Source organism: Rugamonas sp. GW822-FHT03B10, assembly GCF_058801745.1.
Genome location: NZ_JBXANP010000027.1, coordinates 1 through 21,154, shown reverse-complemented (window position 1 = coordinate 21,154; position 21,154 = coordinate 1). Strand labels below are relative to the sequence as shown.

The following is a 21,154-nucleotide window of genomic DNA, read 5'->3' as shown; positions in this document are numbered from 1 at the left end:
TTCAGACTCCTGTTTGCGTTTGTTGTGGGGTGCTGTAGCCGGAGAACATGCTCATCACGTCGCGCAGCTGGTTGGGATCGACCTGGCTCATGGCCTGGGCGGCCTGCGCCTGCTGGGGGGCCTGCTCTGCGGCCTGCTGCTGGGCCTGCGATTGCGCGCGCTGCTGACGGATCAATGCGACCTGGTCGCCCGGCTTGATCAGCTGCGGATCGATCCCCAACATATCGGCGTAGGCGTCCGCCCAGTAGTCGGAATCGAACTTATCCAGCACGTCGGGCTTGTACTGGGCGATCATGCCCATGTTGCCCACGAAGCGGTCCACGCCGTTTGTCCCGATGGCGCGCTGGGCCTGCGCCAGCATGCTCATATACTCGACCTTCAAGTCTTGCCCTTGCAGCTCAGGCGGCGGTGCGGGCACCACGCCGGCGGCCAGCATGCGGGCAAAGGTGATGTCGATGATCGGGTCCAGCATTTCGTTGTGCAGGCGTTCCAGCACAGGGCCGAGCATCAGCAGCTTTTCCTCGTGCCGCTCCGCGACTTCGGTTGCGGTCATCTTCGGATCGTTGCCGTTGGCAAGCATCAGGAACATGTCGGCGTAGAACGAGGAGTTGATGCGGCCGCGCACGTCTTGGATGTCGGCCAGCAGGTGATTCAAATCGATCTTCACCTCAAACTGGGTGCGGATGCCTGCATTCACACTGGTGTCGATGTACGTGATGCCGCCGGGCAGCGTGTCCACGTCGCGGTTCTTCAGAGAGGCCGGAACTTGCAGGGGAGGCTTCGTCATGTAGTCGATGCCCTGCCCCTTGCGCAGCTGCTCCTGCTGAAGCTGCTTGATGTCGCCCAGCGCCTCCATACCCGGGCTGTTGCCATAGATGTCGCCCGAATTGGCATTCCAGCGCGGCGTCAGTGCCGGGAAATTCTGGAAGCCGGATTCCCGCAGGAAGACGTCGGGGTTGCCGCCGATCTCGAAATACACCGAGCGCCATGGCATGTTCTTGTTGTCGCGCTTGCTCGGGTCGCGGTCGGCGCGCGGCTCGATGGCGTGTACGATCGTCACCCAGCTGTCCAGCTGGCCACGGTCGTACATGTTCTGCACGGCGGTGCTGCACTTGTCGCGCCCGAACTCGCCCACCAGCTCCGCCACGGTCTTCTGAAATTCGCGGTAGATGGTGTTGACCTCGCCGCGATAGTTGGTCGCCAGGCAGTATTCGCCCGTCGGAACCGGGTAGTGGCGGATCACATCGCTGAAGTCATCCATGATAATGGACGTGGCCGTGCCGAACGCGCCCAGTTCCTCGTACATGGAATGGAACGCGCGGTAGGTGTTCGACTTGCCGAACACCTGGCGCATGATGTTGGTGGCCTGGTCCAGCCAGATTTTCACCGGGCCCGACTTCGCCAGCTCAGGGTCTTCCACCGTCAGGCGGAACCACGGACGCGCGGGCGACGTCATCCCGGACATCATGCCGGCGGCCAGCACGCGCAGCGCGCGCGTGCCGGTGTTGTCGTAGATCGCGTTGTGGCGCTTCTGCCCACGATTGCGGTCCTGCAGCGTGAAGCGCCCGGAGCGCGGCAGCAGGTACATCGAGATCTCTTTCCAGTGACCGTACCAGCTGGCGCGCTCCGTCTGGAGCATGCCGTAGCGCGTGAGAAGATCTTGGCGGCGGAATTCGCTCATCAGCCACCGCCCAGCAACGTGTTCTTGCCCAGCATCAGCGCCGACAGGTCAACACCACCCGCACCAGTCAGCATGGTGCCGGACTGGCCCGACTTGGCCTGCTGCAGGTTGTTGCCGGTAATTGCGGCGGTGTCGGGCGCCTTCTGGTTCGCGCGATTGATCTGCTCCTCCTGCTGCTGGTACAACCTTTGTGCGGCCATCACCTGCGCGTCCATAGACGCCTTTTGCTGCGCCGCTGCGGATTGCGCGATCGCGAGGGACGCCGCGTCCGAAGCCTGCTTCTCAGTCAGCTGCTGCTGGAACTGCGCGGCGGACGAGGCGAGCGAGTCTTGGAATTGTTTCTGTTGGGTGGCCTGCGTCGTTGCAAATTCGTTCTTCTGCTCCAGCAGTGCGGCATTCGCCTGGTCGATCTTCGCCTGGTCGGCCGCCTTCTGTTGCTCCATCTGGGCCTGCGCCGCCGCCTTGGCGTTGTCGATCGACTGCTGCTGCAACTCGAGCGAGTCCTGCGCGGTCTTTTGGGCGGCGGCGTCGGCGTTCTTCTGCTCGTCGAGGGCGTCAGCGGCTTGGCGCTGGGCGCCCAGCACAGTGCTTGCCGCCCCGCCAAGGCCAGCACCTACCGCGAGAGATGTGCCGCCGGTGAGGAAAGCAAGGCCGGCGCCGAGCGCAGCACCCGCAAGCGGGTTGGAAGCGATGTTGCCCAGCGTGTGCTGGACGCCGGAAACGAAACTACAGCCCATGGCTGGCTCCTTTGTGAATCAGGTAGTAGTCCTGCCCGTCGTGGTAGATGAGCACAAATCCGATCTTGGCAAGAAGTTCGCACATGCGTGGGTCGTGGGTTTCGGCGACGATGGCGCGCCCGGAAAACTCGCGGGTGACCGTCTGCATGGCGGTCACCGTGGCCTTCGTGAAGCGGTCGAACAGCAGCCAAGCGCGAACAATGCCGGGCGGGGCGGGATAGCCGTCCACCTCCGTGATGTGCTCCAGGACGATGATCGCACCGGGGTGCTCGTGCACCACTGCGCCGCCATCGACCATGGCCAAGAAGGCGTCAACGGCCTCCTGCAGCGCCGCTCCTTCGTAGAATTTGCCACGCCGCTTTACCAGCCACTCGCGCAGATTGCTCACCGCCGCCGCCCGCTCGCGTTATTCGGCCGGGGTGAAGTCCAGGTAGTACTTCTGGCCGACTTCGAACTTGCCGATCAGGGCCGGATTGGCGATCTGGATGCCCAGCTGGCCATCGGGGCTGAACTTGGCGTAGGTGTTGTCCTCGTCCGAGCCGTCGACCGGATAGGCGCCGGACTTCGCGACGGCGTTCATGTGCAGCTTCTCGCTGGAGCCGAATTTCTCGATACGATTGATGATGAATTTGGCGCGCATGGCGGTCATGGTGATCTCCTGAAATTGAAGGAGAGCCGCGCCGCCAGTCGGCCGCACAGCTCAGGCGTACGGATCGTAGTCGCGATTGCCGCAACCTTGGGAACCGTTTGAGTAGGGGTCGTGGCCGCCATGGCGCATCATACCCGCCACCGTCTGCAACATGGCGGAGCGCTTCGGCGTGTCGATCAGCGCCAGGATGTAGGCGCTGCCCTTGTCCGGCGAGCGCCCGAGGCGCTTGACGATCTCGTCGCGGGCCTCGACCTTGATCACGGCGCCGCGCGGCTCCCAGCGTGGCGCGCACAGGTCGGCCAGCAGCTCCTTCGAAGGCGGCAAGCAGATACCCGTGTTGTTGGCCGGGTCCAGCGCCTCGCGCATCTTCCACCAGTATTCGCTGCGCTGGTTGAAGAAGCCCAGGCGCCCGGACTTGTCGGTGGCGAAGGACTTCTCGGACACGTTGATGCCCAGAACCTGCTGGCGCGCCTCGCTGAGGAAGTCGTAGGGGCTGGAGCCGACGCCGATCACGTCGATGTGGATGGGCGCGCGGTCGCGCATCGCGGCCATCACCAGGCCAGCCACGGCGGGCCCGTTCGGCGTTTCGGCGCCCGGGTACGAAAGCGGCTCATCGAACCACATGCCGTGGCGGCGCGCCAGCTCGGTCTGGTCGGCGCCGCCGCGCGCGACGTCCACGCCCATACTGTCCATCGCTGGAAGCTTGACTGGCCGCGACCAGCGCGCCATGGCGGCTTCCACCCAAGCGGTGGGGATGACCTGCCACGGGTCATCCTTGATGCCCGCCTGGAAGTCGCCGTACAGCATCTGCGAGCGCAGCGGCTCGGGAAGGGATTGCAGTGTCGTCATGTAGCCGCTCGCCATGTAGTAGCTGTTGTCGGTGATGCGCGCGGGGATGAACGTGCGGCTCTTCGGCACGATGACGTCCTCGGCGCGGTGATCTTTGGGATCGAAGTCGTAGATGTAGCTGCCGTCGGCAGCGAGCACGAACGGGCGCCGATCCGGCACCTCCACGTCCTTGCCCGCGATGGTGGTGAACCAGCGCAGCTCGCCGGGCTTGGCCGGGTTCGGGTGGTTCCGGTCGAGCCACGGCGCGAAGAAGGCGATCACCCAGCGGCCCTCGGCCGTGGTGGGCGGGTTGAACGTCATCAGCACGCGGCATTTCTGCTTCGGGTCCGGGCTTCGAGTCCAGCCCATGATGAAGCGCACCTGCGCCTCGCGCTGCTCGGTGGCCTCATCGAATGCCTTCAGGTCGTGCGGGCGGCCCTGCCAGCGGCGCTCGTCGCCCAGAATGTCGAGGCCGCCGAACTCGATCAGCGGGCCGGTGCCGACTGGAACCTTCCAGATCGCCTTCTGGCCATTGAAGCCGAGCGTGTTGCCGACGATCTCGCCCAGGCGCTGGATGACGCCCTCGGTCTGCGCCTTCTCGCGGCGCACGATCAAAGCCCGCTTGTGCTTCGTGATGGCCAGGCCCGCGATCAGGTCGGTCTTGCCGCCGCCAGCGGCGCCGCCGTACCCGATGATGTCGGCCTCCGACTCGTAGGCCATGGTCTGCGGGCCGGGCAGCGGGCGCCAAGGCAGTCGGCGGCGCAGCTCGCGCGCCAGCTCCAGCGCGCGGGAGAGCTTCGAACGGTCAGCCATCCTGCCCCTTGCTAGCCGAGAAGGCGCCGGTGAGCTGCGCCAGTTCTTCCGCGATTTCCTCGTCCGTCATCTCGCTGACCGACAGGCGGCCGTTCAGGTCGATGGCCTGGCGGTCGCCGTATTTGGTGGGCGACCACTTGGCCAGCAGCTTCAGGCGCTGCTCGACGCGGTTTTTCTGCCACTGGACGTCGCCCGCATCGACCTTGCTCCCAAACTGGGTTTCAGTCCGCGCCGGCTTCTTGTCGATGATCTCGATGGTGTCCTCGGCAATGGCATCGAAGCCCATTTCGCGCGCGTGCGCGATGCGTGCGGCAAAATCGGGGTCGGATTCCATCCACCCGTACACCGTTCGCCAGGCCGGCATGCCCTTCTCACGGCAGATAACTCGCAGCGGTTCACCCTCTGCGATGCGGTTGCAGATCTGTGCGGCGATCTTGTCCGTGTATGTGGTAACTCGTCCCATAAATCCGATAATAGGCTTGCTTTTTCGTTACATGGGAACCACTGCGCGGCGCTGGTAGAGGCAGATCTTGACGATGCCGCCCTTACTCTGCCGGAAGGCGGCGGCCAGCTGGCGATAGCTCCAGCCTGCCTCGCGCAGCTCGCGCACACGCTCCACTTCCTTGTCCGTCAACTCAGCCTTTGGGTGGTCTTCCCCGACGCAAAGGCGGGGGTGGCGTCCTGTCATTTTGTTCATCCTTGAAATATTCGGGGTAGTGAAGGTGGCCCCAGGCCGTCACGCGGTCGATGGCGATCCGGCGAGGCCGGTCGTCGCCATCGACGACCGGCGTGCGCGCGGCCCGCTTTAGCCTCTCAGCGAGTTCGCGCGGCAGCATCAGTGCGGCATCTCGTCAGCGCCGACCAGCTGGAGACGCGGCGGCTCCTCCTGGATGGTCGAGTGGATCGCGTTCAGCGCCGTCGCAGCCAGGCGCTGAGCCATGGTGAGCTGGTTCTGGTCATCCGACGGCACCGGCGGCTCCAAGTTCATCTTCACATCAACGGTGCCATCGGGGAGGTCTTGCAGGGTCAGGACAATCATTGCCATGGGCTATTTCCTTTCTAGGGTTGGATGCCGCGCGCAGCGGCTTCTTTGACGACGATGGCCAGTTCGGCCTGGGTAAGGGTGGCGAAGGTCGCGCCGTCACGGCGCAGCTCCATCTCGCCATCGGACCAGATGGCGCAGCGGAACGGCTTTGGCACGGCGGCATCAGGGCCTTGCGCCTTCTGGCGGCGAACGATCGGTTTCCGGCGCGCCGGCGCGACGTCGGTGGCCGGCGCCGCACCGCCGCTTACCTCGGCCCGGCCTGCGGGCGCGGCAGCCGGGTAGTAGTTGACGCCATGCTTTCTCAGGCGCCCATCCTTCAGCGCTGCGCTGAGATAGGACAACGGGTTTTGCGTGCCCGTCAATTCCATAACGCGACGCAGCTCGATCGAACTGGCGGACCCGTTGGCCTTCACGTAGCGCACGGCGGCATCCACCTTGCTCGCCGATGGTGTCACGGCCTGCTCGGCGAAGCGGGGAACCTTGACGACTGGCTCACCGCATGCTGGTGCGTTGGACACAAAGGCGTTCGCAGGGCGGCCATTGGGCGCCGTGACCGGGATGACGGTGATGGCGCCGCTGGCGATGTGGCCCTGCAGCGCCGGCTCAACCTGGTCAGGGTCGCAGTCGATGATGTCCGCGATTTCGACGGTACGGATGTTCGGGCGCCTCTGGATCAGCGCCAAAATGGCGTCGATTTCGATTGTCATTTTCTTATCCTTCTGCTGGTTGGTCGGTAAAAATCTGATGATCCTCAATAATCATGAGGTGCTTATTTCACTAAGGCTGCTTTCTGGGACTTCGCCACTTTTCCGCCACTGGAAACCAGTTTTCGCGGCGATTTCGGCTTGCGCCGTGGTGATGCGAACCATGTTGCGCTCCAGGTAGGTCATGGTGGTGCGCACGTCCTTGTGGCGCAGGTAGGCCTGCACGTCCTGCACCGGCGCGCCGGCCTCGCTCATCAGCGTGGCGATGGTGCCGCGCAGGCGGTGCGGGGTGATGCCCTTGACGGAGGTCGCGGTGTTGGCGGCCCGGATGTGGGCGCGCGCGAAGCCGGGGCCGAACTCGCTGCCGTCCTGCTGGCAGACCACCAGGCCTTCGGGGCGGCGGAGCGGCGCCAGGTAGTCGATCAGGGCATCGAACAGCGGAAGCGGATCGGCCTCGCGCCCCTTGGTCTTGCCGGGCGTGTAGGTGCGACGCTCCCAATCGAACCACTCCCAGCGCGCCGTGATTGCCTCCGACTCACGCAGGCCCAGCAGGAGCATCAGGCGCACGGCGATGCTGACCGGCGGCGTGCGCACCGCGGCGCGATCGATGGCGTCGAACCAGCTGGTGGCAGTCGCGACCGGCAGGATGGCGCGCGGGCGCTTTTGCACCTTGAGCATGGCCACGGCCCAGGGCAGGCGCGGCAGGATCTCGCGCTTGACGGCCCAGTTGACCAGCAGCTTGAGGATGCGCAGCCAGTGGTTGGCGGACGCGAAGTTGTGGGTTTTCAGGTGCTCGCTGCGGGCGCGCTCCACTGCTGTTGTGTCGATCTCGCTCACCAGCATGTCGCCCAGCTCGTACAGGTGCAGGCGCTTGAACACGTCGACGCTGCGCACATGGTCGTCGCTCGAGTGCGGCGCCCGGAGCTCGAACCATTCGGCGATCAGCTGCTTGAGCGTGGGGATCGGCTCGCCGCCGTTGGCGCGGTCGACCGCGTCATCGTAGGCCTTGTGGGCGACCCGCTCGGCGCGGGCCCGGTTGTGCTCGCGGGTGCTGCGCTGCACCCGCCCGAACGGGCGAAGCTGGAACCGGTAGTGCCAGGTCCGCCCGACCTTGAACAGCGAAACGCTCATGCGGCAATCGCCGGGCGCTGATCTTCCCAGTCGTGTGCGCATACGAGCGCGTTCTCTTGCAGGCGGCTGAAGACTCGATCGCCGACGTACTTCCGCAGCAGCGGCAGCGGCTGGTTGCTGATCACGGCCACCGGGCGCTCGGCGTTGTAGCGCCGGTTGATGACCTCGGTCAGCAGCAAGGCGGCGTTCTCAGTCGAGCGAATGGCGTCCAGCTCATCCAGCACCAGCAGGTCGAACTGGGCGAAGCGGGCCACCTCCTGCTCTTCTGACTTCCCTTCACGCCCATACGTCGCCTGAATCTCCGAAATCATCTGGCTGGCCGTGCAGTAGCGAACCGACATCGAGCACTTGTCGATCAACGACTGAGCCAGCTCACAGACCAGCAGGGTCTTCCCGGTCCCCGTTTCACCCACCAGGGCCAGAACCGCCCAGCGCCGCTCGGTCGTGATCGCATCACGGAAGGCGCGGACCGTCGCCCGGACCTGCTTTTGCTGCTCGGTGCCGGCGGCAAACGTCTTGCCTTGATACCGTGGCGGCAGGCCGGCTATGCGATTCAGGGTTTCATTGCGATCGCGCAGCCAGGCGGCGCGGTCGTCGGCACCGCGCTTTTCCTCGGCGCACGCCGCGCAGTACCATTCCGTCCGGCCCGCGCGCGGGTTCTTCGGCAGCAGGGCCACGCTTTCCCCGTGTTGCTCGCAAGACCCTGCTACTTCCCGCAGCGTGCTGAGCACGCTGGCGGCGCCCAGCAGATTCGAGATACCTTCCATCCAGTTCTCCTACAAGGGTTGATCGTCGTCATCGGCGACGGTGATACCGCGCCGGTCCATGGATTCCTGCATCGCCTTGCGGCTGCTGCTGTGGTCCTTCCCGCCGACAGCGAACTTGCCGCCCAGCTGTCCGGCTTGGGCGCCGCGACTTGGCTGCAGCACCCACTCCGCCTGGAATCCGCGCCAGTTGCGCGCGCAGCAGAGCGCCGCTACCGAGTCCAGGCTCATGCCCGCCTTTTCCGCTTCCCGCTTCACCTGGGTCAGAGCGGTCGCGGTCAGCGGCGCCCGGTGGGCTTTCCTCACCAGGATCCAGTCGTCGGCCACCTGCTCCGACACGCCCTCGGCCAGCAGCGCGGTCTTCGCGCAGAACGCATCCACGCCGCCCTGCCGGCGCTTTTGTTTACTTGATGGTTCTATTGATGGTTCTATGATGGTTATGGGTGCACCGGTTGCGGGGGTGGGGTGCACCGGTTGCGGGGGTGGGGGTGCACCAGTTGCGGGGGTGGGGTGCATATGCTGCGGGGGTGCATCTGCTGCAGGGGTGCACAATTTGCGGGGGTCAATCTGGTAAACCGTGCTGCGGCCGTTGCGATAGGAGCGCGTGATGATGCCGACCTTCTCCATGTCGGCGATGTGCTTTTGGACGCTGCGCTCAGCCATGCTGCACTTCTCCGCCAGCATGGCAACCGACGGGTAACACTCGCCCTGGTCGTTCGCGTTGTCGCACAGCGCCAGAAGCACCATTTTCGGATGCGTCGGCAGGTCCATCTTCCAGGCGAGGGTCATCAGGGCGATACTCATGCCGTCGCTTTCACGACCCGGATTCCGATCTCGCTGGCAATATGGTGCTCCAGCGTGGCGCCGCGCGAGCGCTCCCAGCCTGGCAGCAGGTAGATCGCGTCGCAGGTGACCAGCTGGGCGATATCGGCCTTCATGCAGTCGCACCACTTCGCAGTGGGGTCCGGGTTGATCTCAGCGGGGTTGATGACGTCGTGACCCTTGGCGCGCAGCTCAGCAGCTGCGGTGTGGAAGGCTGGGAAGTTCAGTTGTGGCAGGCCAGTCATAGGACCGGCAATGTAGATTTTCTTCATCAGCGGCCCTTATTGAATTGATGGACGTCCGTAAACTCGTGCCAGGTCATCACCTGCACGCCATTGCGCTTGAGTGGCGCCCCCCCCTTGTCGAACTTGGGGCCGCGCACCATGACCTTGGCCAGGCGGATCTCGGCCGGGGTAACTGCCATCCAGTCCGCGCAGAACTGCGGCGAGTCGAATTCCGGACTGATGCGGACGGGCTTTTCACCTTCCTCGAACAGCTTGGCGGCCAGCTCGTCGCGGCGCGCGCTCCATTCGTCGATGGTCATGTCGTAGGTGGGCAGCTTGCGCGCCGCTTGCTCCTTACAGAAGCTGCGGCTGATGCCGAATACGCAGAACGCGCCCATGTCAGCCCCGCGCCGCGATCACGTCGCGGGAGAAGCCGAAGGCGCTGCCGGCGCGCTGGGCCGAGCTGGCGGTCAGCGCCGGCCCCTGCCAGTCGCCCTGATAGCGCGGCGGCGTGACGTTGGATGCGGCCGGCTCGACCGACTCCGAAGGCCGTAGCATGTTCAGCGCCTGATGCGTGATGGTGTACACCAGCCCGTTGCTCGAGCAGCAGTTGGTGAGCTCGAGGCCGACGTACAGACGGCGCATGGCGATGAGGCTGATGCCCAGGTCGCCATGTCGCTCGATGCCTTGGTGGACCGTCGCTGGCCCGTCGCACAGCACTTCCAACACGGCGCGGCCGCGCGAGTTCTTGATGGGGAGTTTCATATATAATTGCTCCTGAAGTTTGATGTTGCGTTACCTGAAGCCCGCCTCGACCGCGGGCTTTTTCTATTTCTGGCCGGCTGCTTCGCTGGCCAGGCGTTCGTAGTGCTGGCGGGTCATGACGTGGCCGGGGTAGAACGGGATGTTCGACGGCGCTTGCTGCTGCGTTTGGTACGCCGCCGTCATGCAGATGCACCCGCCAAACGCTCTTTAAGCTGGTAGCCCAGCAGCGGCCAGATCTTGTTGATGGCGTTCTGGCGCGCCACCTGGCGGCCGATCTCGGCGTCGAAGTTTTCCGGGCTGGCGCAGGCCGATTCGCCGGTGACGGTGAAGCCGTTCTGCAGGACCAGCACGCAGAACGTCAAGAGCTGCAGCGGCTCCGGGATGTCGTTGTCCAGCTGGATCATGGCTTCGTCACTGTCGGCGACGTGCCAGCGGGCGCCGATCACACCTTCGTCGGCGGTGAAGTAGTGTTCGCTGGCGATGGCAGCCAGCACGTCGGCTGGCATGATGCGCGGTGCGGTCAGGCCTTTGGTCTGAATTGCCGTTTCGATTGCATGGTCATCCATGGGTAAATGCTCCTAATGGGGCCGGCGGCCGGCCGGCGCGGATTGGTTGCTGCTGGGTGCGGCCGCGCTCAGCAGTGCTGGCGCGGCGCTGATGGCGTAATAGGCCACGGTGTATTCGGTCGCCATCAGCAACACGGCGCCGGCGGCGATCTGGATCGCAAATTTCATGGTGGGTCCTGATTGAATGCCGCGCGGATCGGGGCGCGGTGGCCCGGCTACCCTTGACGCTTGCGGCGCATCATCTGCAGCGGGCGCAGCGCACGAACCTTGGCCGCGCCGGCGCGCAAACGCGCGATCGCACCGGCAAGCGCGCGGCGCGTGCGGCTGGTGGCCTCGTGCACGTCCTCGATCTGCTTGCGGGCCTGCTCCAGCTCGGTCAGGCCGGCGCCGGGATGCGCGTTGATCAGCGCGAGGTGCGCTTCGGCCGACACCTTCACCAGGTGGCGAAGGTGCTGCTGGCAGTCGAATTCGTCGTCGTCGATGGCGTCGGCGCTGGAGGCCACCACGCCGACCGGGCGCACGCAGTCAGCAATGCATGGCAGGCGCACATCCATCGGCATGGCCGCCCAGATCGAGTGGATGAAGTTCACCGGCAGCAGGTTCGATTCCTTGGTCTCGTCGTCCAGCCAGCGAAATACGCGCTCCGCGTTCACCTTCTGGCGCTCGAACAGATCCTGCGTAGTGGGGTCGAACACGATGCCGGTGGTGGCCGGCCCCTCGATGCGCTCATGCGCCTCCACGATCACTTGAACAACGGCTTCGCGGCTCCAGCCCTCGTGCTTGCGCCAGGCAATGACGTGCTCCCGGATGGTGCCGACCATGGTTTGGTGTGATTCGTTCCGCATGCGCTTCCTTTTTGAAATGGTTATTCTTGAAACATGGAGGCTTCAATACCCGACTGATGGCCGAGCAGTTCCCCGGATGTACGCCCAGTCGCAGTCCGGGCGCAAATCCTCACATCGCACGACACCTTTGGACTCGCGCTCGATGTTGATGCAGAGCTTGGCGTCATGCCGCTGGTGAGTGCTGATGGCTTTGCGCAGATAGCCTTCAGTGGTTCCGCATTGGGACGTGAAGGCTGCGCGGGATTCCTTTGGCAGGCTGTTCAGGTAGGCGAGAAGTTTGTGCATGTCGAGATATTACTGAATGGTAATGGTAAGGTCAATACCATTTGGTGATTTACCGGAAGGTAATTTAACTGGACAATCGGAGGATGGAAATTCAAGACATCAGACGCGCCCGGCTGGCGGAACTTATTGAAACGCGATACAAGTCTCAGGCAGACTTTGTTGCCTCCACTGGGCAAAACCAGGGTGAGGTATCAGCGTTACTAAAGACCAAATCATTCGGGGAAAAAAAGGCGCGGCGCATTGAGGAACAGTGCGGCTTGCCTGCCGGTTGGCTCGATGCGCCTTCTGATGAGGCAATGGTCGACTTAGCGGCAATCAAAGGGGCAAAGCCGGTGGTGGTTCTGGACGACGATTCCCCCGCTCTCTACCAAATTCCTCGTGTAAAACTGCGACTCCAAGCGGGTGTTACCGGTTTTCAAACCGAACCGGACATGATTGACGGCGGCTCACTTGGCTTATCCCGTAGCTGGGTCGAGCGAAAAGGACTGGACCCGAACAGACTTATCTCGATGGGAGTTCGCGGAGAAAGCATGGAGCCTACTTTCTACGAAGGGGATACGGTCGTCATAAACCTAGCCGACACCAAGCCCATGGACAATGCGGTGTTCGCGGTCAACTATGACGGCGAAGCCGTGATTAAGCGACTTTCGCGGGACATGGGGAAATGGTGGTTAATGTCCGATAACGCCGATCAGCGACGCTTCTATAGGCGCCAGTGCGGCGGCGCCGAGTGCATAATCATCGGTCGGATCGTGCGTCGCGAAGGCGACCATTTCTAAGGAGCCGGCAATGGCAAATATTCTCGAGCCAATTTTGTGCGGGATATTTGCCGCAAGGGTTGCGAATCGCCTCCTGGATCTTGGAATCCATGCGCCAAGCCTCGATCCGTTATGTGGTCGGACGCTCTATGAAATTGAACGCGACCGAAGAAAGCAGATGAACGCCTGCGAGGCAGCTGCATATTTCGTCGCCTCGGAATTCTCCAATTTGCCCACTTCCGCGTTTATCAGCCACAGCTCACGTCAAGTCTTCGGAACGCACGCTATTTCTCGCATTGATGAATGGGTAGCTCGCGGGAAAATGCGGCCCAAGATTGCAGCTCTTGTAAAGGAAGAGCTGCATGGCCACCTTGAGCGCCTCCCATTATTCGATCGAAGTCTCAGTGGATACGGCTTTTTCGAGATGTAGGGCCGCGTAGCCTCGGCAAGCAGTTGACCACAGCAGGCGCAAGAATACAAAAATATTATCTCTGCGCCACATCATTACCGTTTGGTATTGACCTATCAATTACCGTTTGGTAATCTCTCTCCTGTCGCCATCGCCGTGATGGCTTGCACAGGAGAACACGATGCCCGAACCGGTACCACACCCCGCAATTCGCGAAGCGCATGGCTCTGCGAGCTACACCATCACCTTCGACATCCGCACTGACGCGGGCGCGTTGACCAACTACACCGACCAGTATCTGGCGACGCTGTGGCACATCGCCCAGGCGAACCCAGTGGACTTCGGCGACGTGGCTGCCGGCGAGCTGGCCGAGAAGCTGGGCCGCGAGATCATCCGCCGCTGGCTGGCCGGCGTGCCGCCCGAGCTGTGGAGCCACCATGGGCGCGACCATCTGCGCGCCAAGGCCATGCGCGAACATGCCGCTTCCGCCCGGGTGGCGTCATGAAGTTCCTCATCACCATCCAGACCGCCGTTGAGCAGTGCACCTACCCGGCCATCGGCGACATCGGCGCCCTGGTGGATGCGGCCTACGACAACGGCGCGCTGGGAATCAGCTATCGGGTGATCCCATGATCTGCTGGGCCTATCTGCTCTGGCGCGCGGCGCGCCGGTGGAACGCGCTGCGCCAGCACCAGCACTGCGTGGAGCGCACCCGCCAGCTGTATCACCAGCAGGTCAGCATCGGGCGCGAGCTGCTGGACGCGCTGCTCGCTGAGCGCCAGTCTGAGCTGCGGCTGCAGCAGGCCGGCCTGCTGTCTGCGGAGGTCGCCCATGGCTAAGCCATCCTGCCGTGACGCCCTGATCGAAGTGCTGATCATCGGCGGCATCACCGTCGCGGTCGTCTGGAACTGGTGGTGATCATGGGCGCGCGCGGACCAGCACCGAGCTTGTCGCTCAGCAAGCGTGACGCCGCTGAGCGCCACAACCGCGTGCTGCTGCACGCCCTGCAGATTGCCCACCCCGTGGTGTACCAAGGCCGCAATCGATTCATCCAGTGCCTCAATTTCCAAGCCTCGGGCGGCGGTGTCGACGTCGATGTCTACCTTACCGGCAGCCCTGAACCCGTCGCGCCAGAGGAAATTTCCCTGGCGCCCGACATTACCTAACGATCCAAGGACCTTATGTTTTTCAAGAATCTGCAACCCTATCGCCTGCCCGTGCCGTGGGCAATGACCGCCGAGGCTCTGATCACAGCCCTGACCAGCGCCGCATTCACGCCGGCCAGCAGCAACGAGCTGCTGCGCCAGGGCTGGTCGGCGCCATGCGCCGGCGGAGAACTCGTGCACGTCGTCGGCGACCAGTTCCTGCTGCAGCTGGAAACCGAGAAAAAACTGCTGCCGGCGGTCGTGATCAACCAGGTCACCAAGGCACGCGCCTTCGAACTGGAGGAAGCCCAGGGCTTCGCGCCGGGCAAGAAGGCCATGAAGGAGCTGAAGGAGCGCGTGGCCGATGAGCTGCTGCCACGCGCGTTTAGCATCCGCAACATCACGCGCGTCTGGATCGATCCAAAGAACGGTTGGCTGGTGGTGGATGCGGCCAGTGCGAGCAAGGCCGACGAAGTGATCAAGCACCTGCTCAAGGCCGTGGACCGCATACCGCTGGAGAGCCTGCGCGTGCAGCGCTCGCCGGTCGCCATGATGACGGAATGGCTGGAGCAGGACGACGCGCCGGCCGGCTTCACCGTCGACATGGACGCCACGCTGCGCGCCGTCGGCGAGAGCAAGGCGCAGGTAGCCTACAAGCGTCACACGCTCGATCCAGCCAGCGTCCTGTGGCATATCAAGGCTGGCAAGCAGTGCACGCGTATGGCCATGACATGGGACAGCAAGATCAGCTTCGTGCTGGACAAGGCTCTGGCCATCAAGCAGGTCAAGCCGTTGGACGTACTGGGGGAGAAGGACGCGCCCGCGCGCAACGACAGCGAGCGCTTCGACGGCGACTTTTCGCTGATGTCGGGCGAGCTGGCCAAGCTGCTGGCCGACTTGGTCGACGCCTTGGGCGGGGAGGCGAAGGCATGAAGCGCGACCTCATCACCAGCACCAAGGAAATCCGCCACTTCCATTTCTGCTGTGGCCTGGGCGGCGGCAAAAAGGGATTCAACAAGGCGCGGCCGCAGGTCGGCAACATGGCCGCCGTCTTCCGCTGCATCGGCGGCATCGACAACGACCCGGCGGCGATACGTGACTTCGACCACGCCGGGCCCGGCCGCCCGGGCACGGTCATGGACCTGTTCACGCGCGCGCAGTACACGGCATTCCACGGCAAGGAACCACCTGCTGGCTGGCGCGAAGCCACGCCGGTGGACATCCGGCGCGCCGCCGGCAACGAAGCGCCGAATGTCGTATTTATCAGCTCCCCGTGCAAGGGCGCGTCCGGCCTGCTGAGCGAGTCGCTGAGCAAAACGGCCAAGTACCAGGCGCTGAACGAGCTGACGCTGCGCTGCATCTGGCTGATGGCCGAGGCGTGGGCCGCCGACCCGGTCGACCTGATCGTCTTCGAGAACGTACCACGCTTGGCGACGCGCGGCCGGCACCTGCTGGACCAGATCAACCAGCTGTTGCAGAGCTTCGGCTACGCGGTAGCCGAAACCACGCACGACTGCGGCGAACTGGGCGGCCTGGCCCAAAGCCGCAAGCGCTTTCTGCTGGTGGCGCGCCACATGGAGAAGGTGCCGCCGTTCCTCTACGAGCCACAGAAGAAGCGCCTGCGCGCCGTGGGCGATGTCCTCGGCCGCATGCCATTCCCCGGCGATGCCGTCGGCGGCCCGATGCACCGCATTCCGCGCCTGCAGTGGAAAACTTGGGTGCGCCTGGCATTCGTGGAGGCCGGCAGCGACTGGCGCTCCCTGAACAAGCTCGCCGTCGAGAACGGCCACCTGGCCGATTACCTGATCCTGCCCGAGCGCTTCGGCGACTACCTGGGCGTGAATGGCTGGGACGAGCATGCCGGCGCCGTGTCCGGACGCGGCACGCCGACCACTGGCGCCTACTCGGTCGCCGACCCGCGCATGGACACCGCTGCCGAATATAGCCAATACGGCGTCATGCCGTGGGAAGCGACAAGCGGGGTGATCAGTGCGCAGTCTGCACCAGGGGGCGGCCGGTACTCGGTCGCGGATCCTCGGCCACCAGCAGGCCCAGTGTTCAGCAAGTATGCCGTCACGCGCTGGGACAAGCGCACCGGCACCGTGATCGGGGGCGACGACCAGGGCGCCTATGCCGTGGCGGATCCGCGCTCGGCCAGCGGCTTTGAAGGCTCAGGCAAGTACCTGGTCACGCCATTCGACGGGCCGGCCGGCACAGTGATCGCAGGCAGCACCACCGGCCAGGGCGCGTTCGCCGTCGCCGACCCGCGCACGCTGAACCGCAAGGCCGGCGATGCCTACCTGACCGGCGGCCACTACGGCGTACTGCCATGGGATGGCCAGAGCGGCGCCGTCAGCGCCTCGGCGGGCTACGACAACGGCCGCTGGTCGATAGCTGACCCACGGATCGACCAGGCGCCGGCGCTGCCCGCGCCCAACGACAAGACGGTGGCCATCATCCGCGCGCTGGACGGCACCTGGCACCGGCCGTTCACCACGCTGGAACTGGCCGCCCTGCAGTCCCTGATCGATCCGGACGAACACTGGTCGTCGGACCCGCAAACCCAGCGCGAAATTGACCGCGCCGCGGGCGAGTCCGGCCGCGTGTTGTGCTTCGACGGCACCAACGACAGTGCGCACCGCGAGCGCATCGGCAACGCCGTACCTCCGGACGCGGCTGAGGCGATCGCCAACGTAATGGGCACCACGCTGCTGCTGGCTGCCGCCGGCGAGACGTTCATGCTCAGCGCCATGCCAATCTGGGTACAGCCGGTGGCAATCGCCATCGCGGCTTCGCAAGGCGGTGCAGCATGACCACCACCACCGTGACCGGCGGCCGCGCCGCACGGTCGAAGGTCTATGACGGCCTGGCATGGACCTACCAGGACAGCGGCCTGCTGGGCGCGCTGATGTGCGGAACGCTAGATGCACCGGAGCAGATGCCAGCCGGCGCCACGCGCGCGGGCGACGCGGTGCCGCGCGGCCAACGTTCCGTGCTGATGACGGCGCCGCGCGAGCAGTGAATTTAAAGTGATAGGATGGAAAGTATGACCACGATGTTTCTGGAAGATGCTGAAGTCGCGGTGCTCACCGGCCGCAAGTTCAAAAGCTTGCAGGTGGACCAGTTGCGCCGCATGGGGATACCGTTCTTCGTGAACGCGCTCGGCCGCGCAGTGGTAGCGCGCGCCGCCATCGAGGGACGCGGCATGGCGGCCGCGCCGGCCGCGCCTGTGAAGCAGCCGTGGGTCCCCAAGGTACTGAAGGCGAATTGACATGGGCCGCAAAGCAAGCCGCAACACCAACCTGCCGCCAGGCATGCGCGCCCGGCACCGCGGCGACCGCGTCCACTACTACCTGGACACCGGCGCCAAGCCGCGCAAGGAAATCCCGCTCGGCAAAGACTACGTGGTGGCGGTCCAGAAGTGGGCCGAGCTGACCATGAGCGGCCGGGGCGTGGCGCAGATCGTCACCTTCCGCGTCGCGGCGGAGTTCTACTTCCGCGAGGTCGTCCCAAAGAAGGCCCACCGCACGCAGATCGACAACCAGCGCGAGGTCGAGTTCCTGTACAAATTCTTCGACGACCCGCCCGTGGTGCTGGATGACATCGAGCCGTACCACATCACCCAATACCTCAGCTGGCGGGTCAAGATGGCTGTGGCCACCGCGCACGAAAAGAACGTCGCGCGGGAGAAGCGCGGCCGCAAGCTGGTGCCAGTCTCGGACAATGAAGGCCATGTCCGGGCAAACCGCGAGAAGGCGCTGTTTTCGCACATCTGGAACACCGCGCGCGCCCATGGCCTGACCAGCAAGAGCAACCCGTGCGCCGGCGTCAAGGGGCACAAGGAGAGCGGGCGCGATATCTACGTCGAGGACGATGTCTACTATGCCGTGCTGGCCGTGGCCGAGGCGCCGCTGCGCGACCTGTTGGAGATCGCATACCTCACCGGCCAGCGCCCGGCCGACGTGCGCAAGATGACGCGCGCCGACGAGCGCGATGGCGCCCTGCTGGTGAAACAGAACAAGGGGGACAAGAAGGTGCGCTTCCGCATCGAGGGAGAGCTGGCCGACGTCATGCAACGCATCAAGGAGCGCAAGTCGAGCAGCCTGATGCTGATCAACAACGAGGACGGCCAGCCGATGACCTATGCTCAAATGCGGGGCGCATTCGACCGCGCGCGGGACGCGGCGGCGGCGGCCAATCCCTTGCTGGACGCCCGCATCCGGGAGTACCAGGTGCGCGACCTGCGGGCCAAGGCCGGCACGGATACCCAGGACGAGCGCGGCATGGAGGCGGCGCAGGAGCAACTCGGTCACTCGACGCCGATGATGACCTCGCATTACGTCCGGAACCGCCGTGGCAAGCTCGTTCCGCCGACGAAATAGCGCGGCGATTAGTTCCGCAAAAGCGACGCTCTCGGCGATCTAGCCCCGAGAAAACAACTTGTCTCGGAAACTTTTGCGGAACAGTTTTAAACCCTAAGTGATTGATTCTTAAAGGTAACGCTTTGGACTCAAAATCCGCCGCCGCAAGGCGTGCCGGTTCGATTCCGGCCCGAGGCACCAGGAACACAGCAAACGTTGCCAGAGTTTGGCAAGAAGCCCCTAAGAAATCAAAAGCTTAGGGGCTTTTTTGTGCCTGTGCCGCCAAAGTTTGCCAATTAACGGCAACCCAATTCAGGGACATCGCAGGGGGCATGCACCGGCCGTGCTCCAACGGGTGCCGCCAAAATGCCTCGTCTCGTCTCCCCGTTGGCCATGGCGGCCGTCGCAACCAAGGTTTGCGGCACATCCCTTGAGCCCGGCGCCAGCCGTTGCCACCAGCCATCCCGTTCCGGCTTCGTTTGTCGCTCATCAATTCCTCCGGGTTTCCGCTGGCTAGAATTGATCGGCGGGAACAACTCCTCCCGCCTGCACTCTCGGCCGCAATGATGAACAAAGGGGTGATCCATGGCTGGCGTCGCGAAACACATGAACGGCAACTTGTTCACTTCTCGCCTTGGCTCAATGCGGCTGAGCTCGGATGGCCAACGGTCCGCCCAGCGTGGTGCTGTCGCGATCATGTTTGCGCTAATGACGCTTCTGTTGCTTGGGCTGTTCGGTCTGGCACTCGATCTGGCACAAATCTACAACCGGCACAACGAGATGCAGGACGTGGCGACCGGGGTCGCTCTGGCCGCCGCCCACGAGCTGAATGGCACCCAGGCCGGTGTCACCAGCGCATTGGCGCGAGCCGCCGCCGAAGCGTCCAGTATGCGGTACCAGTACAACGCAACACCCGTCACCTGGTCGGACGCGGCGATCAAGTTCGCCGCATCGTCTTCTGCTGCGGACGGTGAATGGCTGGACGCGGGCTCGGCACAGTCCTCGCCCAGCGGCCTGTTGTTCGCCAAGGTGGATACGGCGGCGCTTTCGCCAGCCATGCCCCCCGTCAATTCCATTTTCATGCAGCTGCTCACTGGGAGTTCGGCATCGACAACATCCGGGCAGGCCATCGCCGGACGGTCGAACATCCGCGTCACACCGCTGGCCATCTGCGCACTGTCCGCGACACCGGCGGCTTCGCGCATCAATTCGGCCTCCAGCGTTGAACTCGTCGAGTTCGGTTTCCGGCGAGGTGTCGCGTACGACCTGATGCAGCTCAATCCAAACGCGACGACGCCCGTCAATTTCGTGATCGACCCCATAGACCCACTTGGCACACTGGGCTCGTCCGCCAACATGGACACTTCCCTCGTCGGCCCATTCGTCTGCACCGGCACCATGCCCATGGGACGGGTGATGGGCGCGCCTATCACCGTACAAAGCCCGTTTCCACTCGCGGCACTATTCCAACAGCTCAACTCCCGCTTCGACCAATACGCGGGCGGCTTGTGCAGCCCGAATTCGGCGCCGCCTGATTTCAACATCAAGCCGTACGTCTACAACGCGGCCATTCCGTGGATGTCCACCGCCCGCAACGGCCAGGCCGCGCAAACGACAATCTACAACAACAAGCTGTGGACCATCGCCGACCCACTACCTATGATGCCCGCCAACACCGCCGACTTGTACGGGCCACTGTGGTCGTATGCGAAGGCGGTGCCATTTTCCGCGTATTCCGCGGGCACGCCGGAACCTGCAAACGGCTATACGACGTTCGCGACCACGAACTGGTCGACACTCTACCCTGGCAACCCGATCGCCAGCAGCTATCCGTCACCGACGCCGTATATGGCGGCTAGTGGGACGAATTTCCTGGCACCGTCAACGTCCAATAAGCCTGGCTTGCGTGGACGTCGCGTATTGAACATCCCGTTGTTGGCTTGCCCTGTGGCGACCGGCACCGCCACCTTGGCGACCGTTCTGGGGATTGGGAAATTCTTCATGACGGTGCCAGCCACAGCAACCAGCATTAGCGCGGAATTCGCGGGTGCCGTGCCGGAACAATCTCTCGCCGGGGACATGGAGCTAAGCAGATGAATACGGTGCACCAATATAAAGCGACCTCGCGCCAGCGGGGGATTGCCGCGCTCGAGTTCGCCATCATCTTGCCCTTCATAATGATACTGCTGGCGTTTCCCCTGCTGTTTGGACGGGCCTTCTATTGTTATGCAGTGGCGCGCGAGGCGGCGCGCGATGCCGCCGTTTACCTGTCAACCGTCCCGAAGCTCTCCCTGAGCAATTCGGCAAGGACCAGCAGTGAAGTGGCGGTGGCGAACTCGATTGTAGCGATGGAACTGGCGGGGCTAAATCCAGGTCCATCTGCCCCATCAGTGGCGATCCAGTGCGACGGATTGCCCTGCGACGGTTTTAGCATCCCCTCCACCATCCGGGTGGCAATACGCATTAACCTGATTGACGAAATTTTCCAGTCCTTTACCTCATCAATCACCGGTGACAATGGATTGCTGCTGACGGCCGACATCACTATGAATCGCCACGACTCTTGTAGACACTCCTGAGCCATAATTCTAGGCTAAAGGAGTGAGTATGAGCGGCAAACGG

Annotated in this window: 32 protein-coding genes; 13 read left to right on the top strand and 19 right to left on the bottom strand. The window is 63.9% G+C overall.

The window, feature by feature from the left end; all coding sequences use genetic code 11:
- Position 1: 1 nt before the first annotated feature.
- The 19 genes from AC1RQG_RS25795 to AC1RQG_RS25705 all read right to left on the bottom strand — a co-directional run bounded on the left by AC1RQG_RS25795 (position 2) and on the right by AC1RQG_RS25705 (position 11,859).
- Positions 2-1,681, bottom strand: coding sequence for a portal protein (locus AC1RQG_RS25795; protein WP_493135939.1), 1,680 nt, complete (start codon positions 1,679-1,681; stop codon positions 2-4).
- Positions 1,681-2,418: a hypothetical protein gene (locus AC1RQG_RS25790; protein WP_493135937.1), complete on the bottom strand. Its 738-nt coding sequence runs from the start codon at positions 2,416-2,418 to the stop codon at positions 1,681-1,683. Before AC1RQG_RS25790 ends, AC1RQG_RS25795 begins: the two co-directional genes overlap by 1 nt.
- A complete protein-coding gene (locus tag AC1RQG_RS25785; protein WP_493135935.1) occupies positions 2,408-2,806 on the bottom strand; it encodes a hypothetical protein in 399 nt (132 codons plus the stop codon). Before AC1RQG_RS25785 ends, AC1RQG_RS25790 begins: the two co-directional genes overlap by 11 nt.
- Positions 2,807-2,824: 18 nt before the next feature.
- Complete coding sequence (locus tag AC1RQG_RS25780; RefSeq protein ID WP_493135933.1) at positions 2,825-3,067, bottom strand: hypothetical protein; 243 nt, start codon at positions 3,065-3,067, stop codon at positions 2,825-2,827.
- A 51-nt stretch (positions 3,068-3,118) separates the two neighbouring features.
- Complete coding sequence (locus AC1RQG_RS25775; protein ID WP_493135931.1) at positions 3,119-4,708, bottom strand: terminase; 1,590 nt, start codon at positions 4,706-4,708, stop codon at positions 3,119-3,121.
- On the bottom strand, positions 4,701-5,171 hold the full coding sequence (locus tag AC1RQG_RS25770; RefSeq protein WP_493135929.1) for a terminase small subunit-like protein: 471 nt from the start codon (positions 5,169-5,171) through the stop codon (positions 4,701-4,703). The genes AC1RQG_RS25775 and AC1RQG_RS25770 overlap by 8 nt, the downstream gene beginning before the upstream one ends.
- Before the next feature lie 27 nt (positions 5,172-5,198).
- Entirely contained in the window at positions 5,199-5,405 is a 207-nt protein-coding gene (locus AC1RQG_RS25765; RefSeq protein ID WP_493135927.1) for a hypothetical protein, read from the bottom strand.
- 138 nt (positions 5,406-5,543) lie between these two features.
- Positions 5,544-5,753, bottom strand: coding sequence for a hypothetical protein (locus AC1RQG_RS25760; protein ID WP_493135926.1), 210 nt, complete (start codon positions 5,751-5,753; stop codon positions 5,544-5,546).
- Positions 5,754-5,767: 14 nt separating this feature from the next.
- Positions 5,768-6,460, bottom strand: a complete 693-nt coding sequence (locus AC1RQG_RS25755; protein WP_493135924.1) for a hypothetical protein — start codon at positions 6,458-6,460, stop codon at positions 5,768-5,770.
- 51 nt (positions 6,461-6,511) lie between these two features.
- On the bottom strand, positions 6,512-7,588 hold the full coding sequence (locus tag AC1RQG_RS25750) for a tyrosine-type recombinase/integrase (RefSeq protein ID WP_493135922.1): 1,077 nt from the start codon (positions 7,586-7,588) through the stop codon (positions 6,512-6,514).
- On the bottom strand, positions 7,585-8,355 hold the full coding sequence (locus AC1RQG_RS25745; protein ID WP_493135920.1) for an ATP-binding protein: 771 nt from the start codon (positions 8,353-8,355) through the stop codon (positions 7,585-7,587). The genes AC1RQG_RS25750 and AC1RQG_RS25745 overlap by 4 nt, the downstream gene beginning before the upstream one ends.
- Positions 8,356-8,364: 9 nt before the next feature.
- Positions 8,365-9,156, bottom strand: a complete 792-nt coding sequence (locus tag AC1RQG_RS25740; protein ID WP_493135918.1) for a helix-turn-helix domain-containing protein — start codon at positions 9,154-9,156, stop codon at positions 8,365-8,367.
- Positions 9,153-9,446, bottom strand: coding sequence for a DUF4406 domain-containing protein (locus tag AC1RQG_RS25735; protein ID WP_493135916.1), 294 nt, complete (start codon positions 9,444-9,446; stop codon positions 9,153-9,155). The genes AC1RQG_RS25740 and AC1RQG_RS25735 overlap by 4 nt, the downstream gene beginning before the upstream one ends.
- On the bottom strand, positions 9,446-9,796 hold the full coding sequence (locus tag AC1RQG_RS25730; RefSeq protein ID WP_493135914.1) for a hypothetical protein: 351 nt from the start codon (positions 9,794-9,796) through the stop codon (positions 9,446-9,448). Before AC1RQG_RS25730 ends, AC1RQG_RS25735 begins: the two co-directional genes overlap by 1 nt.
- A gap of 1 nt (position 9,797) precedes the next feature.
- Positions 9,798-10,163 (bottom strand): hypothetical protein, encoded by a 366-nt coding sequence (locus AC1RQG_RS25725; protein ID WP_493135912.1) that lies wholly within the window; start codon positions 10,161-10,163, stop codon positions 9,798-9,800.
- A gap of 179 nt (positions 10,164-10,342) precedes the next feature.
- Positions 10,343-10,729: a Gp49 family protein gene (locus tag AC1RQG_RS25720; RefSeq protein WP_493135910.1), complete on the bottom strand. Its 387-nt coding sequence runs from the start codon at positions 10,727-10,729 to the stop codon at positions 10,343-10,345.
- Between the two features lie 12 nt (positions 10,730-10,741).
- Positions 10,742-10,897: a hypothetical protein gene (locus AC1RQG_RS25715; RefSeq protein ID WP_493135908.1), complete on the bottom strand. Its 156-nt coding sequence runs from the start codon at positions 10,895-10,897 to the stop codon at positions 10,742-10,744.
- Between the two features lie 47 nt (positions 10,898-10,944).
- Positions 10,945-11,574 carry a toxin YdaT family protein gene (locus AC1RQG_RS25710; protein WP_493135907.1) on the bottom strand — a complete coding sequence of 210 codons (630 nt, stop codon included), beginning with the start codon at positions 11,572-11,574 and terminating at the stop codon, positions 10,945-10,947.
- 42 nt (positions 11,575-11,616) lie between these two features.
- Positions 11,617-11,859, bottom strand: coding sequence for a transcriptional regulator (locus tag AC1RQG_RS25705; RefSeq protein WP_493135905.1), 243 nt, complete (start codon positions 11,857-11,859; stop codon positions 11,617-11,619).
- 83 nt (positions 11,860-11,942) lie between these two features.
- On the opposite strand from AC1RQG_RS25705, the gene AC1RQG_RS25700 reads away from it, so the two are divergent.
- The 13 genes from AC1RQG_RS25700 to AC1RQG_RS25640 all read left to right on the top strand — a co-directional run bounded on the left by AC1RQG_RS25700 (position 11,943) and on the right by AC1RQG_RS25640 (position 21,111).
- The gene (locus tag AC1RQG_RS25700; RefSeq protein ID WP_493135903.1) at positions 11,943-12,638 is read left to right on the top strand and encodes a S24 family peptidase; all 696 of its coding nucleotides are present in this window, start codon (positions 11,943-11,945) and stop codon (positions 12,636-12,638) included.
- A gap of 10 nt (positions 12,639-12,648) precedes the next feature.
- Positions 12,649-13,047: a hypothetical protein gene (locus tag AC1RQG_RS25695; protein ID WP_493135901.1), complete on the top strand. Its 399-nt coding sequence runs from the start codon at positions 12,649-12,651 to the stop codon at positions 13,045-13,047.
- A 160-nt stretch (positions 13,048-13,207) separates the two neighbouring features.
- Positions 13,208-13,531, top strand: coding sequence for a hypothetical protein (locus AC1RQG_RS25690; RefSeq protein ID WP_493135899.1), 324 nt, complete (start codon positions 13,208-13,210; stop codon positions 13,529-13,531).
- Positions 13,528-13,659 (top strand): hypothetical protein, encoded by a 132-nt coding sequence (locus AC1RQG_RS25685; RefSeq protein WP_493135897.1) that lies wholly within the window; start codon positions 13,528-13,530, stop codon positions 13,657-13,659. The genes AC1RQG_RS25690 and AC1RQG_RS25685 overlap by 4 nt, the downstream gene beginning before the upstream one ends.
- Complete coding sequence (locus AC1RQG_RS25680; RefSeq protein WP_493135895.1) at positions 13,656-13,865, top strand: hypothetical protein; 210 nt, start codon at positions 13,656-13,658, stop codon at positions 13,863-13,865. Before AC1RQG_RS25685 ends, AC1RQG_RS25680 begins: the two co-directional genes overlap by 4 nt.
- A 72-nt stretch (positions 13,866-13,937) precedes the next feature.
- Positions 13,938-14,192, top strand: a complete 255-nt coding sequence (locus tag AC1RQG_RS25675; RefSeq protein ID WP_493135894.1) for a hypothetical protein — start codon at positions 13,938-13,940, stop codon at positions 14,190-14,192.
- Positions 14,193-14,207: 15 nt separating this feature from the next.
- Complete coding sequence (locus AC1RQG_RS25670; protein ID WP_493135892.1) at positions 14,208-15,104, top strand: recombination-associated protein RdgC; 897 nt, start codon at positions 14,208-14,210, stop codon at positions 15,102-15,104.
- Complete coding sequence (locus AC1RQG_RS25665) at positions 15,101-16,984, top strand: DNA cytosine methyltransferase (protein ID WP_493135890.1); 1,884 nt, start codon at positions 15,101-15,103, stop codon at positions 16,982-16,984. The genes AC1RQG_RS25670 and AC1RQG_RS25665 overlap by 4 nt, the downstream gene beginning before the upstream one ends.
- Positions 16,981-17,193 carry a hypothetical protein gene (locus tag AC1RQG_RS25660; RefSeq protein ID WP_493135888.1) on the top strand — a complete coding sequence of 71 codons (213 nt, stop codon included), beginning with the start codon at positions 16,981-16,983 and terminating at the stop codon, positions 17,191-17,193. The genes AC1RQG_RS25665 and AC1RQG_RS25660 overlap by 4 nt, the downstream gene beginning before the upstream one ends.
- A gap of 24 nt (positions 17,194-17,217) precedes the next feature.
- Positions 17,218-17,442 carry a DUF4224 domain-containing protein gene (locus AC1RQG_RS25655; RefSeq protein WP_493135886.1) on the top strand — a complete coding sequence of 75 codons (225 nt, stop codon included), beginning with the start codon at positions 17,218-17,220 and terminating at the stop codon, positions 17,440-17,442.
- 1 nt (position 17,443) lies between these two features.
- The gene (locus AC1RQG_RS25650; RefSeq protein ID WP_493135884.1) at positions 17,444-18,553 is read left to right on the top strand and encodes a tyrosine-type recombinase/integrase; all 1,110 of its coding nucleotides are present in this window, start codon (positions 17,444-17,446) and stop codon (positions 18,551-18,553) included.
- Between the two features lie 585 nt (positions 18,554-19,138).
- Positions 19,139-20,629 carry a pilus assembly protein TadG-related protein gene (locus AC1RQG_RS25645; RefSeq protein ID WP_493135882.1) on the top strand — a complete coding sequence of 497 codons (1,491 nt, stop codon included), beginning with the start codon at positions 19,139-19,141 and terminating at the stop codon, positions 20,627-20,629.
- Positions 20,626-21,111, top strand: a complete 486-nt coding sequence (locus AC1RQG_RS25640) for a TadE/TadG family type IV pilus assembly protein (protein WP_493135880.1) — start codon at positions 20,626-20,628, stop codon at positions 21,109-21,111. The genes AC1RQG_RS25645 and AC1RQG_RS25640 overlap by 4 nt, the downstream gene beginning before the upstream one ends.
- The last annotated feature ends 43 nt before the right edge of the window (positions 21,112-21,154 follow it).

Excerpts from the sequence above, each read along its gene's own strand:
- AC1RQG_RS25730 (WP_493135914.1), bottom strand. The coding sequence starts at position 9,796 with ATGGGCGCGTTCTGCGTATTCGGCATCAGCCGCAGCTTCTGTAAGGAG.
- AC1RQG_RS25745 (WP_493135920.1), bottom strand. The coding sequence starts at position 8,355 with ATGGAAGGTATCTCGAATCTGCTGGGCGCCGCCAGCGTGCTCAGCACG.
- AC1RQG_RS25685 (WP_493135897.1), top strand. The coding sequence starts at position 13,528 with ATGAAGTTCCTCATCACCATCCAGACCGCCGTTGAGCAGTGCACCTAC.
- AC1RQG_RS25645 (WP_493135882.1), top strand. The coding sequence starts at position 19,139 with ATGAACGGCAACTTGTTCACTTCTCGCCTTGGCTCAATGCGGCTGAGC.
- AC1RQG_RS25655 (WP_493135886.1), top strand. The coding sequence starts at position 17,218 with ATGACCACGATGTTTCTGGAAGATGCTGAAGTCGCGGTGCTCACCGGC.
- AC1RQG_RS25750 (WP_493135922.1), bottom strand. The coding sequence starts at position 7,588 with ATGAGCGTTTCGCTGTTCAAGGTCGGGCGGACCTGGCACTACCGGTTC.
- AC1RQG_RS25665 (WP_493135890.1), top strand. The coding sequence starts at position 15,101 with ATGAAGCGCGACCTCATCACCAGCACCAAGGAAATCCGCCACTTCCAT.
- AC1RQG_RS25790 (WP_493135937.1), bottom strand. The coding sequence starts at position 2,418 with ATGGGCTGTAGTTTCGTTTCCGGCGTCCAGCACACGCTGGGCAACATC.
- AC1RQG_RS25780 (WP_493135933.1), bottom strand. The coding sequence starts at position 3,067 with ATGACCGCCATGCGCGCCAAATTCATCATCAATCGTATCGAGAAATTC.
- AC1RQG_RS25705 (WP_493135905.1), bottom strand. The coding sequence starts at position 11,859 with ATGCACAAACTTCTCGCCTACCTGAACAGCCTGCCAAAGGAATCCCGC.
- AC1RQG_RS25770 (WP_493135929.1), bottom strand. The coding sequence starts at position 5,171 with ATGGGACGAGTTACCACATACACGGACAAGATCGCCGCACAGATCTGC.
- AC1RQG_RS25690 (WP_493135899.1), top strand. The coding sequence starts at position 13,208 with ATGCCCGAACCGGTACCACACCCCGCAATTCGCGAAGCGCATGGCTCT.
- AC1RQG_RS25680 (WP_493135895.1), top strand. The coding sequence starts at position 13,656 with ATGATCTGCTGGGCCTATCTGCTCTGGCGCGCGGCGCGCCGGTGGAAC.
- AC1RQG_RS25700 (WP_493135903.1), top strand. The coding sequence starts at position 11,943 with ATGGAAATTCAAGACATCAGACGCGCCCGGCTGGCGGAACTTATTGAA.
- AC1RQG_RS25695 (WP_493135901.1), top strand. The coding sequence starts at position 12,649 with ATGGCAAATATTCTCGAGCCAATTTTGTGCGGGATATTTGCCGCAAGG.
- AC1RQG_RS25755 (WP_493135924.1), bottom strand. The coding sequence starts at position 6,460 with ATGACAATCGAAATCGACGCCATTTTGGCGCTGATCCAGAGGCGCCCG.
- AC1RQG_RS25795 (WP_493135939.1), bottom strand. The coding sequence starts at position 1,681 with ATGAGCGAATTCCGCCGCCAAGATCTTCTCACGCGCTACGGCATGCTC.
- AC1RQG_RS25735 (WP_493135916.1), bottom strand. The coding sequence starts at position 9,446 with ATGAAGAAAATCTACATTGCCGGTCCTATGACTGGCCTGCCACAACTG.
- AC1RQG_RS25650 (WP_493135884.1), top strand. The coding sequence starts at position 17,444 with ATGGGCCGCAAAGCAAGCCGCAACACCAACCTGCCGCCAGGCATGCGC.
- AC1RQG_RS25765 (WP_493135927.1), bottom strand. The coding sequence starts at position 5,405 with ATGAACAAAATGACAGGACGCCACCCCCGCCTTTGCGTCGGGGAAGAC.
- AC1RQG_RS25720 (WP_493135910.1), bottom strand. The coding sequence starts at position 10,729 with ATGGATGACCATGCAATCGAAACGGCAATTCAGACCAAAGGCCTGACC.
- AC1RQG_RS25670 (WP_493135892.1), top strand. The coding sequence starts at position 14,208 with ATGTTTTTCAAGAATCTGCAACCCTATCGCCTGCCCGTGCCGTGGGCA.
- AC1RQG_RS25715 (WP_493135908.1), bottom strand. The coding sequence starts at position 10,897 with ATGAAATTTGCGATCCAGATCGCCGCCGGCGCCGTGTTGCTGATGGCG.
- AC1RQG_RS25710 (WP_493135907.1), bottom strand. The coding sequence starts at position 11,574 with ATGCGGAACGAATCACACCAAACCATGGTCGGCACCATCCGGGAGCAC.
- AC1RQG_RS25640 (WP_493135880.1), top strand. The coding sequence starts at position 20,626 with ATGAATACGGTGCACCAATATAAAGCGACCTCGCGCCAGCGGGGGATT.
- AC1RQG_RS25775 (WP_493135931.1), bottom strand. The coding sequence starts at position 4,708 with ATGGCTGACCGTTCGAAGCTCTCCCGCGCGCTGGAGCTGGCGCGCGAG.
- AC1RQG_RS25760 (WP_493135926.1), bottom strand. The coding sequence starts at position 5,753 with ATGGCAATGATTGTCCTGACCCTGCAAGACCTCCCCGATGGCACCGTT.
- AC1RQG_RS25725 (WP_493135912.1), bottom strand. The coding sequence starts at position 10,163 with ATGAAACTCCCCATCAAGAACTCGCGCGGCCGCGCCGTGTTGGAAGTG.
- AC1RQG_RS25740 (WP_493135918.1), bottom strand. The coding sequence starts at position 9,156 with ATGAGTATCGCCCTGATGACCCTCGCCTGGAAGATGGACCTGCCGACG.
- AC1RQG_RS25660 (WP_493135888.1), top strand. The coding sequence starts at position 16,981 with ATGACCACCACCACCGTGACCGGCGGCCGCGCCGCACGGTCGAAGGTC.